Annotated in this window: 13 protein-coding genes and 1 tRNA gene; 6 read left to right on the top strand and 8 right to left on the bottom strand. The window is 58.5% G+C overall.

Annotation, left to right across the window (positions count from 1 at the left end; translation table 11 throughout):
• Positions 1–22: 22 nt before the first annotated feature.
• From MWU39_RS07720 to MWU39_RS07730, 3 genes are read left to right on the top strand one after another with little or no spacing between them, the layout of a single operon-like run.
• Complete coding sequence (locus MWU39_RS07720) at positions 23–595, top strand: 5-formyltetrahydrofolate cyclo-ligase (protein WP_247159425.1); 573 nt, start codon at positions 23–25, stop codon at positions 593–595.
• Positions 596–597: 2 nt separating this feature from the next.
• Positions 598–843, top strand: coding sequence for a DUF2842 domain-containing protein (locus MWU39_RS07725; RefSeq protein ID WP_247159426.1), 246 nt, complete (start codon positions 598–600; stop codon positions 841–843).
• Positions 844–894: 51 nt separating this feature from the next.
• Complete coding sequence (locus MWU39_RS07730; RefSeq protein WP_247159427.1) at positions 895–1779, top strand: ThuA domain-containing protein; 885 nt, start codon at positions 895–897, stop codon at positions 1777–1779.
• A gap of 32 nt (positions 1780–1811) precedes the next feature.
• On the opposite strand, the gene MWU39_RS07735 is transcribed toward MWU39_RS07730, so the two are convergent.
• The 6 genes from MWU39_RS07735 to MWU39_RS07760 form a co-directional block, all read right to left on the bottom strand.
• Positions 1812–1888, bottom strand: a tRNA-Asp gene (locus MWU39_RS07735).
• 115 nt (positions 1889–2003) lie between these two features.
• The gene (locus MWU39_RS07740; protein WP_247159428.1) at positions 2004–3278 is read right to left on the bottom strand and encodes a dihydrolipoamide acetyltransferase family protein; all 1275 of its coding nucleotides are present in this window, start codon (positions 3276–3278) and stop codon (positions 2004–2006) included.
• Positions 3279–3282: 4 nt separating this feature from the next.
• On the bottom strand, positions 3283–4341 hold the full coding sequence (locus MWU39_RS07745) for an alpha-ketoacid dehydrogenase subunit beta (RefSeq protein WP_247159429.1): 1059 nt from the start codon (positions 4339–4341) through the stop codon (positions 3283–3285).
• Positions 4338–5642 (bottom strand): thiamine pyrophosphate-dependent enzyme, encoded by a 1305-nt coding sequence (locus MWU39_RS07750; RefSeq protein ID WP_247159430.1) that lies wholly within the window; start codon positions 5640–5642, stop codon positions 4338–4340. The genes MWU39_RS07745 and MWU39_RS07750 overlap by 4 nt, the downstream gene beginning before the upstream one ends.
• A gap of 108 nt (positions 5643–5750) precedes the next feature.
• Positions 5751–6692: a thymidylate synthase gene (thyA, locus tag MWU39_RS07755; protein WP_247159431.1), complete on the bottom strand. Its 942-nt coding sequence runs from the start codon at positions 6690–6692 to the stop codon at positions 5751–5753.
• A gap of 70 nt (positions 6693–6762) precedes the next feature.
• Positions 6763–7218: a DUF3429 domain-containing protein gene (locus MWU39_RS07760; RefSeq protein ID WP_247159432.1), complete on the bottom strand. Its 456-nt coding sequence runs from the start codon at positions 7216–7218 to the stop codon at positions 6763–6765.
• Between the two features lie 75 nt (positions 7219–7293).
• On the opposite strand from MWU39_RS07760, the gene MWU39_RS07765 reads away from it, so the two are divergent.
• Positions 7294–8067 carry an SDR family oxidoreductase gene (locus MWU39_RS07765; protein WP_247159433.1) on the top strand — a complete coding sequence of 258 codons (774 nt, stop codon included), beginning with the start codon at positions 7294–7296 and terminating at the stop codon, positions 8065–8067.
• A gap of 61 nt (positions 8068–8128) precedes the next feature.
• A complete protein-coding gene (locus MWU39_RS07770) occupies positions 8129–9487 on the top strand; it encodes an AarF/ABC1/UbiB kinase family protein (protein ID WP_247159434.1) in 1359 nt (452 codons plus the stop codon).
• Here MWU39_RS07770 and MWU39_RS07775 read toward each other — a convergent pair.
• Entirely contained in the window at positions 9484–11262 is a 1779-nt protein-coding gene (locus MWU39_RS07775) for a DUF885 domain-containing protein (RefSeq protein ID WP_247159435.1), read from the bottom strand. The genes MWU39_RS07770 and MWU39_RS07775 overlap by 4 nt on opposite strands.
• A gap of 64 nt (positions 11263–11326) precedes the next feature.
• On the opposite strand from MWU39_RS07775, the gene MWU39_RS07780 reads away from it, so the two are divergent.
• On the top strand, positions 11327–11794 hold the full coding sequence (locus MWU39_RS07780) for a low molecular weight protein-tyrosine-phosphatase (protein WP_247159436.1): 468 nt from the start codon (positions 11327–11329) through the stop codon (positions 11792–11794).
• 9 nt (positions 11795–11803) lie between these two features.
• Here MWU39_RS07780 and MWU39_RS07785 read toward each other — a convergent pair whose 3' ends face one another.
• A complete protein-coding gene (locus tag MWU39_RS07785; RefSeq protein ID WP_247159437.1) occupies positions 11804–12334 on the bottom strand; it encodes a hypothetical protein in 531 nt (176 codons plus the stop codon).
• Positions 12335–12360: the final 26 nt, after the last annotated feature.

Genomic DNA, 12360 nt, shown 5'->3' on the forward strand with positions numbered 1-12360 from the left:
CCGACGCCTACTTGTCTACGCAATGACGCTCTTCAAAACCGAACTCCGCAAATCGCTCCGTAAAGCTCGCCGCGAGCATGTCGCGGCGCAATCCGGTGCAATCCGCGCTTTGCTATTCCATCGCCCCCCTGCACCTCTTCTCGCCAAGATTGGTGCCGGTTCAGTGGTTGGCCTCTACTCAGCCAACGCACAGGAAGCACCTGCCGGAGGTTACGCAAAGTTCTTTCATGAGGCCGGTCACACCATCGCCCTGCCCCACTTCAGCGCTCCTGATGCGCAAATGATGTTCCGCGAGCACACTGATCCGTTTGGCGAAAGCGATCTGACCCCCGGTCCATTCGACATAGCTCAGCCGGATAGCAATGCGGCAGAGGTGGTTCCCGACGTGCTGTTCGTGCCACTGGTCGGTTTTACGGCAGATGGCGATAGGCTCGGCCAAGGCGGAGGGCATTATGACCGCTGGCTGTCGGAACATCCCGGACGGATGACGGTTGGGCTGGCATGGGACGCGCAGCTTTGCGACACGTTGCCCACCGAGCCACATGACATTGCTCTCGACGCGATTGTCACGCCCACCCGCATTTACGGAATTTAGTGATGAGAGAAACACCCACTTGGCGCATTCCGGTCGGCATCATCGGATTGTTTGTGTTCCTGATTGTCTACGGCATCCTCATTGCGCGCTATGCCCCCGATTTGATCGGCAGCTGGCCCGGCCTTGCTCAGGCAGTGATCTATTTGATTCTGGGCCTGATCTGGCTGCTACCGCTCAAACGCTTCCTGATCTGGATGGAGACCGGCAAATGGAGCGCTCCTAGCGAGGAACCCCAGACAGAAGAGTGATCGCTGATTAAAGCACTTGGCAGACGGTAGCCCGTGCCTATGCTGCTCGGCATGATAAAAAAGACTGCCCTCGCCGTTTTGCTTTCTGGAGCCGTTGCTCTTGGTGGTTTCGCGTCCACCACATCGATCGCCAGCGCGCCTCAATCAGAGCCATCGAACCACGACGCGACTGCGCCTGTTATTTTCGAATATATGGCGCAGCCAGCCATCTTGGTATTTTCGAAAACCCGCAGTTTCCGACACGATGAAGGTATAGCTGGCGCAGACCGCTTCTTTGCCGAAATGGCTCGCGATCGTTCGATGGGCCTCTTCACCACCGTGAACGGGGCGGTGTTCAACGAAAAACAATTGTCGCGGTTTTCTCTCGTCGTGTTCAACAATGTCACCGGCGATGTGCTCTCCGACGAACAGGAAAGCGCGCTCCAAGCATGGATAGAGGCTGGGGGCGGTTTTATTGCAGTGCACGGATCAGGTGACGCTTCTCACGAAGGGTGGCCTTGGTACGATAACAATCTCATCGGGCCGGAATTCATCGGCCATCCCGCCGACCCACAGTTCCAAACGGCACGGGTGGTGAACCTTGCGGAGGCGCATCCTGTTATGGCTGGCCTACCGTCTGAATGGGAGCAGGAGGAGGAATGGTACAGCTTTGACGACGTTACCAAGCTGGGTGATGCGCGTGTGCTGCTGGGCATTGATGAAGCAACCTACTCACCCCGCAACGATGTGTACGGAGACGTATCGGACTTGCGTATGGGCGGCGGTGTGGAAGGTCATCCGATTGCTTGGCTGCGCTGCGCTGGAAAAGGACGGTTCTTCTACTCAGCCATCGGCCATAGCTTCACCGCGTACGACGTGCCCGAGAATCGCAAGCTGCTGAGCAATGCTGTCGATTGGACATTGCGCAAGACGAGCTCGCCCGAAGACGATTGCTGAAAGCGCATTTGCCGATTTTCAGAAATCCCAAGTGGCGCGAGTGACGAGACTTGAACTCGCGACCTCCGGCGTGACAGGCCGGCGCTCTAACCAACTGAGCTACACCCGCTTAAACTTGACCGTTCAAACTGTGGTTTGCACCGCTTGGGAAGCAGGGCCTCTAAGCCCCGTATTGAAAGCTGTCAACGGCTGTTGAGCCATCAAATGCGCTTTTATTTCTCCAATCAATCCGCAAGCAGCAAAACAGGCGTTTCGATCAGCTTTTTCACGTCCTGAATAAAGCTCGCTGCGTCATATCCATCGACGACGCGGTGATCGCAGCTGATTGAGATATTCATCAGTTTGCGCTTCTCGATTCGCTCCACGCCGTCCGCGCCGGTGACAAACATTGGACGCTCAATGATCCGGTTCGGGCCGATAATCGCGACTTCGGGGCGATTGATAACCGGAGTGGTCGCAACGCCGCCCAATGGGCCAAGCGAAGTCACTGTGATCGTCGAGCCGGAAAGCTCATCCGACTTGGCCGAGCCATCGCGCGCGGCATTGGCAAGGCGGCCAATTTCGCGCGCCAACTGCCAGAGATTGCGGCTTTGCGCGTCTTTGATCACCGGCACCATCAGGCCGTTATCTGTCTGCGTCGCCATACCCATATGGACGGAGCCGTGGCGGGTAACGACATTCGCCTCATCGTCGAACCGCGCATTGATCATCGGATAGTCCGGGATCAGCTTGCAGAACGCCGAAATCAGCAGCGGCAGCATAGTGAGTTTAGGCTTGTCGCCGCGATCTGCATTGAGCTGCGTGCGCATCCGCTCCAGCTCGGTAACGTCGCATTCCTCGACATAGGTGAAGTGCGGAATGTTGCGTTTCGCCGCGCTCATATTCTGCGCGATTCGTTTGCGCAGGCCGATCACCTTGATCGCCTCGTCTTCGCGGGTCGCGCCAGCTGCGGAGAAACCGCCGCCGGAATTGTAGGACAGGAACTGGTCCAGATCGCCATGGCGCACACGGCCATCTTCGGCGGGCTTTACTTGAGCCAGATCAATACCAAGATCGCGGGCGCGTTTGCGCACAGCTGGGGTGGCAAGGACTTTGGCCGAGGTAATTGCTTCGGCTTCTGTGCCGCCTGAGATTGGCTCAGGTTCTGTCACTTTCACCGGCTCCGGTGCTGGAGCTGGTGCGGGCGCCGGGGCTACCTCAGGCTCCGGAGCAGGAGCTGGAGCCGCCGCTTTCTCTTCAACGGCGCCGGCGACATCGCCTTCGACTTCGACAACGAGCAACATCGAACCAACAGCGATCACATCGCCGACTTCGCCAGCAACCTCGATCACCGTGCCATCGACCGGGCTTTCGATGTCGATCGTCGCTTTATCCGTCATCACATCGACCAGATGTTGGTCTTCGGACACGGTATCACCGACCTTGACCATCCATTCGACGATCTCCGCTTCGGCAACGCCCTCGCCTACGTCGGGCATGTTGAAAGTGAACTTAGCCATGGGGTCAGTCCTTAAGAATTGAATCGATTGCTTCGCCAATGCGAACTGGGCCGGGGAAATAGGCCCATTCGAGGCTGTGCGGATATGGGGTATCAAAGCCTGTGACGCGCTCGACAGGCGCTTCCAGGTGATAGAAGCACCGCTCCGTCACCAACGCCGATAGCTCCGCACCAAAGCCGCTTGTGCGGGTGGCTTCGTGCACGATCAGGCAGCGGCCTGTTTTCTTCACCGATGCCTCAATGGCTTCGATGTCGAGTGGCACGAGCGTGCGAAGGTCCAAAATATCGGCCTCGACGCCTTTCTCCTTCGCGACAGCTTCGGCCACATGAACCATGGTTCCATAGGCTAGGATCGTCAGCTGCTCACCTTCGGTCACATGGCGTGCTTTGCCGAGCGGGATCTTGTAATATCCCTCCGGAACGGCGCTGTCCTTGTGCTTCTTCCACGGCTCGACAGGCTTGTCATAAAAGCCGGTGAACGGACCGTTATAGATACGCTTCGGCTCGAAGAAGATCACCGGATCGTTGTCTTCGATACAAGAGATCAACAGACCCTTTGCATCGTAAGGCGTCGCGGGGATTACTGTCTTCAACCCGGCCACATGGGTGAAAAGGCTTTCGGGCGATTGCGAGTGCGTTTGCCCGCCAAAAATGCCGCCACCAAAGGGCGATCGGACCGTGAGCGGGGCGATGTATTCGGTGGCCGAGCGATAACGCAGACGCGCCGCTTCGGAAATCAGCTGATCAAGGCCGGGATAGATGTAATCGGCAAACTGGATTTCGGGGACTGGGCGCAGGCCATATGCGCCCATGCCCACAGCCGCGCCGATAATGCCGCATTCGTTGATCGGCGTGTCGAACACACGGGTTTTGCCGTGCTTTTCCTGAAGCCCGGCGGTGCAGCGGAACACGCCGCCGAAATAGCCGACATCCTCGCCCATCACGACGACATTATCGTCACGCTCCAGCATGATATCGAGCGCTTCGTTGATCGCCTCGATCATATTAATGCGGCGGTCTTCAGCCTGTTCGACTGGAGCTTCGGTTTTGGTTTCGGTGCTCATTCGTATGGCCTTTCCGAACCGAATTTCGTGATCCGTTCGCGCGTCGCCTGCTCAGCCTGTTCTTTAAGATGCCAAGGCAGCTCTTCGAATACGTCTTCGAACATCGTGTGGAACGGGTGATGCATGCCGTGGCCAAGGATGCCGTTCTTCTCGGCCTCTTTTGTGGTCGCTTTCACTTCTTCCGCGCATTTGAGGTCCATCGCGGTCTGACGTTCCTCATCCCACTCACCGATTTCGATCAAGTGGTTTTTAAGGCGCATCACCGGATCGCCCAGCGGCCATTCCTCGCGCTCTTGCGCGCTGCGGTAACCCGATGGATCGTCCGAGGTGGAGTGCCCCTCTGCGCGGTAGGTGAAGTATTCGATCAGGGTTGGCCCCTGATTGGCACGGGCGCGGTTGGCGGCCCATTGCTGCGCGGCGAAACACGCCAGCGCATCGTTACCGTCCACGCGCAGACCGGCAATGCCGTATCCAAGCGCTCGCGCGGCAAAGGTCGTCCGTTCCCCGCCCGCAAAGCCGGAGAAGCTGGAGATCGCCCATTGGTTGTTGATCACATTGAGGATCACCGGTGCGTTATAGACGGTCGCGAATGTGCAGGCGGAGTGGAAGTCGCCTTCTGCAGTGGAGCCCTCGCCCACCCATGTCGCAGCGATCCGGCTGTCGCCTTTGATCGCGCTCGCCATCGCCCAGCCCACCGCTTGCGGGGTTTGCGTGGCAAGGTTGCCGGAGATGCTGAAAAAGCTGTGCTCGCGGCTGGAATACATGATCGGCAATTGACGGCCGAGCAGCTTGTCACCCTTGTTCGAATAGATCTGATTGATCATCTCGATCAGCGGATAGCCGCGCGCGATCAGGATGCCTTGCTGACGGTATGACGGGAACACCATGTCATCGCTTGCGAGTGCCATGGAGGCAGCGACGCTGGTCGCTTCCTCGCCGGTGCACTTCATATAGAACGAAGTTTTGCCCTGACGCTGACCGCGGAACATTCGTTCATCAAAGGCGCGAACCATGGCCATATGGCCCAGCATCGTGCGCAGAGTGTCGGGATCGAGTTTCGGATCCCACGGGCCGTGCGCCTTGCTATCATCGCCCAACACCCGGACGAGATCATAGGCGAGATCCTTCATCTCTTCTGGCTTGGTGCTTTCGTCCGGACGCGGCTGATCACCTGCCTTGCCGACAACAACATCGGCAAAGTTGACAGGATCACCGGGGCGCGAGCGCGGCTCTGGCACGTGCAGTGCGAGCGCGGGCCGGTTGTCTCCGGATTGCGGCGTAGTATCGGCCTGATCGGCCATGGCTGTTCTCTCCCACAAGTCGTTCGTGGGCACGGCAGGAAGGCAGGTTCCCCCGTGCATCTGAGAGGTCGGGTATGTCAGGCTTTTACCGCGGTCAAGCGGCGCGGATCACACCGCAACAGGTGCCTTGATTGGGGCCTGCGGCGCGTAATCATGCACCACGAAATCCTCAATTTTGTAATCGAAAATTGTTTCGGGCTTTCGGGTGATTTCAAGAGTCGGCGCGCCGGATGGCTCGCGAGTCAGTTGCTCGGTGATCAAATGCTCGTGGTTGAGATAGAGGTGAACGTCCCCGCCCATCCAAACCAATTCGCCCGGCTCCAGCCCGACTTGTTGCGCGACCATGCGTTGCAGCAAAGCAGCCGACCACAGGTTAAATGGCAGGCCCAGCGCCACATCGCAGCTGCGCTGATACAGCATACAATTCAGCCGGTCTCCCGCGACGTGGAACTGATAGGTCTTGTGACACGGTGGCAGCGCCATCCGGTCAAGCTCGGCCACGTTCCAGCCCTCGATGATATGACGGCGGCTACCCGGATTGTTCGTGAGGCTTTCGATCAGCTCAGCGACCTGATTGATGCCCTTGCCGCGCTCGTACAGCCCGTCTTTGCGATACCGATAGGTCGGCCAATCGACCCATTGCTTGCCATAGACCGGACCAAGATCGCCCCAACGGGTCGCAAAATCTTCGTCATCGGCGATGCGCTGCACGAATTCTTCAAGGGAGACGTCTTCGCCGCTTTCTTTGACGTATTGTGCGTGCGGCCATTCGTTCCAGATTTTGACGCCTTGCAGCACCAGCGGGCGGATATTGGTCTCGCCTGTCAGGAACCACAGCATCTCGCGCGTCGCGGTTTTCCAATACACCCGCTTGGTCGTAAGCAGCGGCATCGCGCCATCCGCCAGATCATATCGCAACATCGCGCCCGCAATCGAACGTGTCCCGATACCGGTCCGGTCGGCGCGCTGGCTGCCACTTTCCCAAATCTGACGCATCAGATCGAGATATTGCTGTTCGGGATGAATGCCGTGAGTCGCTGCGCTTGCCATAGGGTCAGCTATAGGAGGCAAACAGACGCTTGCCACCCCGCCCGCATGCGCCTTTCAACACATGCCGCGTTCAGACTATCGTCTCAGCCACAAAGCCAAGCGCAATGGTCAGCGCGCCCAACCCGACGGACAGGTGGATGCGCAGCCGCATGAAATCGGGCGCAGCAAAACCCAGCGCGCGATCCACCAATGGCGATGCGAGGATAAATGCGCCGAGATACATCAGCGCAGGTCCCGGCCATGACCACCCGAAACTCCACGGCAGAAACAGCGCGACCGCGATCAGGCTCGGCATGACAGCGATCAGATACGCTCCCGCTCCAGCTTTACCGCTTGCGATGGATTGCCCCCACCAGACACCGCCAAGAAAGCTGAAAATCGCGGCGGCGTAGGCGAACCCGCCTGCAAGCGCTGAGTAGGCATATTCATGGCCCGTCGCAGCCAGCGCCACGCAGATAATTTGCGGAAGCAATCCCGCATAGCCGAGCCAGCGCGCAGTGGGTGTAAGTGAGGTTGATCCGTCCATGCGAGCCAAATCGTCTGACACACCACTCGGTTCCCGCGCGCTTGCGAGACAGCGCGCTTTGCGTCACCAAGGGCCATGGAACTCTTCGATCTATCAGGCCGCGTCGCGGTCATCACAGGCGGCAATGGCGGGCTTGGCCTTGGTATGGCGCGAGGTCTTGTCAAAGCGGGCGCGAATGTCGCGATTTGGGCGCGCAATGAGGAGAAGAATGCAAAGGCGCTGCTGGAGCTGAAATCCATCGGAAATGGCGAGGTAAAGGCCATTTCCTGCGACGTGTCCGAAGACACGCAGATCGAAGATGCCATGTGCACGACCCTGGACGCCTTTGGCCGCGTAGATGCCTGTTTCGCCAATGCCGGAATTTCGGGTGCGGGCACGGCAATCCCTGACATCACAGAGGAAGGGTGGGACCACACCATGGCCGTGAACGCGCGCGGGCCCGCTCTCACCTATAAGCACGTAACCCGCCACATGATTGAGCGCGCCAAGAACGGCGATGCGGGCGGCAAACTGATCGTGACCTCCTCCGCTCAGGCAATCATGGGCGTGAACCGCTCGACCGACTACGCAGCGTCAAAAGCTGCCGTAACAGCATTGACGCGCGGCGCTGCGTTCGAATTGGCGCGACATCAGATTACCGCAAACGCCTTGCTGTTCGGATTCTACGAAACAGAGATCACTGCGAAGGCCGACCCGCGCTTTGCCGAATGGATCGAAAAACGCATTCCGCTGCGCCGTTTCGGCGATCATGCCGGATTAGAGGGGCTGGCCGTGTTTCTGGCCTCACCGCACAGTGATTACATCACTGGACAAAGCCTCCCGGTCGATGGCGGGCTTAGTATTAGCTGAGCCCGGAACGCCCTTCCCTCGCGCTCGTTGATAGGCAAACTTCAAAGAAAGCTTTTGCCCCGTGGCCGACAACTCCAATGATAAATCCCGCGAACGCTCCGTGCCTTCGGGCCGCGTCTCGCGCTTTGCCAGTTTCGGCAGGCTTGCCAGCGGCGTGGCCGGCGGCATGGTGGCGGAAGGCGCAAGGCGGCTAGCCAAAGGCGAAGGCATTTCGGCCCGCGATCTTGTTCTGACACCAAGCAATGTCCAGCGTATGACCGATCGCCTATCGCATCTGCGCGGCGCGGCCATGAAAATGGGCCAGATGATCAGCATGGATTCGGGCGATTTCCTGCCCAAGCAACTTGCAGACATTCTGGCTACTTTGCGCGATCAGGCCAACTTTATGCCCGCCCGGCAGCTCGACACCGTCCTCAAATCCGAATGGGGTCCAGACTGGCGCAAGCAGTTTAAATGGTTCAATCCCCGCCCCGTTGCCGCTGCGTCAATCGGGCAGGTTCACAAAGCGCTGACCCGTGATGGTCAGGAATTGGCGATCAAGGTGCAATATCCCGGCATTGCGGAAAGCATCGACAGCGATGTCGACAATGTGATGACATTGCTGAAGGTCGCCGGATTTGCCCCGCCAGAGCTGGAAGTCGACGCGCTGCTCGCCGAGGCGAAGAAGCAGCTGCACGAGGAAGCCGATTATCGCCGCGAAGGCGCTCAGATGGAAATGTACCGGGAAAAGCTGGAAGATGTCCCGGGCTTTGTCGTTCCGACGCTTCACGCTGAGCTGACGCGAGACCGCATTCTGGCGATGAGTTTCGAAGACGGCAGCAGTATCGAAGAGCTTGAAAACGAAACCAATGAGCGCCGCGATGAAACCGTTGCGCAGCTGATGCGATTGGTCGCGCGCGAACTCTTTGAATTCGGCGTAATGCAGACCGATCCGAACTTTGCGAACTTCCGGTACCGGCGCGAAACGGGCGAGATAATCCTGCTCGATTTCGGCGCTTGCCGCGATGTCGATCCCGATGTGTCGAACGGCTATCGCAAGATGCTGATCGCGGGGCTTAACGGAAACCGCGAAGAGGTGCTGAACGCCACCATCGAGGCCGGTTTCATGATGCCGATCGTGGCGGAGAAATACCCTGATCGGGTGAACCGCATGATCGACATTGTCATCAATGAAATGCGCGAAGACAAGCCGTTCGATTTCGGTGACCGCGCCTTTATCCCGCAGCTCCGCGATGAAGGCATGGCTATTGCTCAGGACAAGGAAACGTGGGCCTTCCCGCCTGTCGAAACCCTGTTCGTCCAACGCAAAGTCAGCGGTACGGCACTACTCGGCGCACGCTTGAAAGCGCAGGTCAATATCCGCCGCTTGACCGAGGAGGTGCTGGCATCGACCAAGCCCCTCCCCGCCAAGGCCGCTTAGTCAGAGACAGACTCAACGCCGCCATGCTTTTGATGATGGATCCACGTATTGACGTATTCTTCCAGCACTGAAAGCGGCACCGCACCGTTTTCCAGCACCGTGTCGTGGAAGGCGCGCAGATCGAAATCCGCGCCGAGTTCTTCCTCCGCACGGGCACGCAGTTCGCGGATTTTCAGCTCACCGATTTTGTAAGCGAGTGCCTGACCCGGCCAGGTCATATAGCGGTTAACCTCGGCATCGATATTCGCCGGTGAAAGCGCGGTGTTGTCGAGCATATAATCGACAGCCTGCTGCTTGCTCCAACCCTTCGAATGGAGACCAGTGTCGACCACAAGCCGCGTCGCGCGCCACATCTCATACGACAGACGACCCATCTGTTTCGCGGGCGTATCATACAGACCCATCTCGATCCCGAGGCGTTCCGAATACAGGCCCCAACCTTCGACAAAGGCGGTGAAGAACGTTCCATTGGCGCGCAGCGGGTGAATATCGAGCTCCTGCTGAAGCGCGATTTGATGGTGGTGCCCCGGCACCGCCTCATGCACGCCAAGCGCAGGCAATTCCCACAAAGGACGCTGGTCCAGCTCGGTCAGGTTCAGGCGGTAAATGCCTGCCTGCCCCGTCTCCAGAGAACCCGGCTCATAATAGGCGGTGGTGTTGCCAGCCGCGTTCGCTGCAGGGATCGGCAGCACGGTGTAAGGCTGACGCGGCAGGCGGCCAAACAGCTTGGGCATGAACCCGTCGATCTTCTTCGCAAGCGCCTGCGTGTATTCCAGATATTCCTGCTCATCCGTCATGTAATATTGCGGATCGGTGCGCAGATGCTCGATAAACGCCTCGCGCGTGTCGAAACCCGCTTCGGTCGCGACTTCGACCATTTCTGAGCGGATCCGGGCAACTTCTGACAGGCCCAGATTGTGGACCTCGTCTGGCGTCATATCGGTCGTAGTGAAACTGCGCACGCGGTAGGCGTAATATTCGTCGCCATTCGGCGTTTCGAGGACACCGGGTGTGCCACTCCGACAATTGGGCGCGTATTCATCGACGTAGAAAGACCGAAACTCGTCATAGGCCGGAAACACTTCCTCGGTCAGCGCAGCTGCGGCATCAGCCTTTAGAGCCTCCCAATCCGCATCGCTGATCGCCGTAGGTTTCTCACCTGCAAACGGACGCCAGAACGGCGATTCCGTGTGGTCCGAAACATCGGCCTGATCGAACCGGTCTTCAAAACCCTCCATCGGCTCGCATGGCTGTGTCAGGCCGCGGGCAACCGCTTCGCGGCTGCGCGCGATACCGTCGGCATTCAGCTCGGCAAATGCCTGCAGACGCCCGACATAGCTTTGATAATCGGCAAGCGTGAAGAATGGCGAGCGGTATGGCAGCGAGGCAAAACCGGAAAACCAGCTGCCGCGATTGGTGAACAGGATATAGCGGTTGTGGTCGAATTCGGCGCCCGCAAGTGCATCGTCAAAACTGCTTTTCAGGATGGCATAGTCGACTTGCAGATCGACGGGGAGCTGGATCGGATCAATCGCCTCTAACCGGGCAAGAAATGCGCGTGCTTCGGCAATGTTGCGGTCATACGCTTCGAGCGAAAGATCGCCGAGTTTGCCATCCCCGCGCCGGTCACCAATGCTGGTGGCCAGTTGCGGCGAGCTGTCCAGGGTCGCCTCCCACACCTCTTCGCGCAGTTCCTCGTAATCATCCACCGGGCCAGCCATCAGCGGGCTAGAGAGCAAAGTGGTGGCGGCCAGTGCTGCAACGAAATGACGCATGAAAATTCTCCTGTTGGCACGCTTCCTATTGCGCGCCGCGCGCGAGGTCTAGTAGCTTGCCTGAATGAGCCACACCGCATCAGTGCTATTCGTTTGCCTCGGCAATATCTGCCGTTCTCCACTCGCGGAGGCCGCGTTTCGCGCTGCGGCGGACGATGCGGGATTGGCCGTGCATGTCGATAGCGTCGGCACGGCAGGCTATCATGTGGGCGAGCCGCCTGATCCGCGCAGCATCCGCACTGCGGCGGCGCGCGGCATCGACATCACCAGCTATCGCGGACGGCAATTGAGCGAGAACGACTTTCACGAGTTCACGCATATCTTTGCAATGGACCAGGAAAACCTGCGCAATATCAAAGCGCGCGCTCCCGATGGCGCGATGGCTGAAATTTCGCTGCTGCTTGATCTCGTCGCGGGACAGGAAGGCGAAGAAGTGGGCGATCCGTATTACGGCGGCGATGACGGGTTTGATCGCACTTGGGCCGAGGTCAGCGAAGCAGCGGATGCCTTGGCCGCCAAGCTACGCGGATAGCCTTTCAAATTAGGCCGATTTACGTCCGAAAGTGCGGACCTGCGGCATTTCAGGCTGCGGCTCTTCCATCCGTTTTGCAGGGCGCGCGCCGGGGCGACTGGAAGCAGGCCCACCTTCCGCGAGCGTTACAATAAGCTTTTCTATCGGACGAAATTCGGACGACAGAAATTGCTCTGAAACCCGTTTGCCGAACAGGAAGTTGCTGCTGTCACCAAGGAACAGATGACGGGTGGAGGCCACGCCATTGGTTGTGGTGGTTTCGACAGAAGAACGCAAAACGTCTTCCCTGCTGAACCGGGTGGTACCGAACAGGCCGTGGAATTCGATCGCGTTTCCACGGACTTCCAAGATCGTGTTGTCGATAAAGATATAGCGAAGGGCGAAGGGAATACAGCAGACCATGATTACGGCCACCAACAACCCCATGAACGCGCCTTTTCCATAGAAGTTGGACCAGACCCAAAACCCGCCAACCGCCATCAGCGAAACGAGCACCAGATACACACTGAGCCGAACTCGCGAGTACTTCACCTTAAACATAATTCCCTCCGTCCGGACTGGAACTA

This window comes from Erythrobacter sp. F6033 (genome assembly GCF_023016005.1).
Lineage (GTDB): Bacteria > Pseudomonadota > Alphaproteobacteria > Sphingomonadales > Sphingomonadaceae > Erythrobacter.

Coding starts and splice junctions, on each gene's coding strand:
- MWU39_RS07720 (WP_247159425.1), top strand. CDS start 23: ATGACGCTCTTCAAAACCGAACTCCGCAAATCGCTCCGTAAAGCTCGC.
- MWU39_RS07725 (WP_247159426.1), top strand. CDS start 598: ATGAGAGAAACACCCACTTGGCGCATTCCGGTCGGCATCATCGGATTG.
- MWU39_RS07730 (WP_247159427.1), top strand. CDS start 895: ATGATAAAAAAGACTGCCCTCGCCGTTTTGCTTTCTGGAGCCGTTGCT.
- MWU39_RS07740 (WP_247159428.1), bottom strand. CDS start 3,278: ATGGCTAAGTTCACTTTCAACATGCCCGACGTAGGCGAGGGCGTTGCC.
- MWU39_RS07745 (WP_247159429.1), bottom strand. CDS start 4,341: ATGAGCACCGAAACCAAAACCGAAGCTCCAGTCGAACAGGCTGAAGAC.
- MWU39_RS07750 (WP_247159430.1), bottom strand. CDS start 5,642: ATGGCCGATCAGGCCGATACTACGCCGCAATCCGGAGACAACCGGCCC.
- thyA (WP_247159431.1), bottom strand. CDS start 6,692: ATGGCAAGCGCAGCGACTCACGGCATTCATCCCGAACAGCAATATCTC.
- MWU39_RS07760 (WP_247159432.1), bottom strand. CDS start 7,218: ATGGACGGATCAACCTCACTTACACCCACTGCGCGCTGGCTCGGCTAT.
- MWU39_RS07765 (WP_247159433.1), top strand. CDS start 7,294: ATGGAACTCTTCGATCTATCAGGCCGCGTCGCGGTCATCACAGGCGGC.
- MWU39_RS07775 (WP_247159435.1), bottom strand. CDS start 11,262: ATGCGTCATTTCGTTGCAGCACTGGCCGCCACCACTTTGCTCTCTAGC.
- MWU39_RS07780 (WP_247159436.1), top strand. CDS start 11,327: ATGAGCCACACCGCATCAGTGCTATTCGTTTGCCTCGGCAATATCTGC.
- MWU39_RS07785 (WP_247159437.1), bottom strand. CDS start 12,334: ATGTTTAAGGTGAAGTACTCGCGAGTTCGGCTCAGTGTGTATCTGGTG.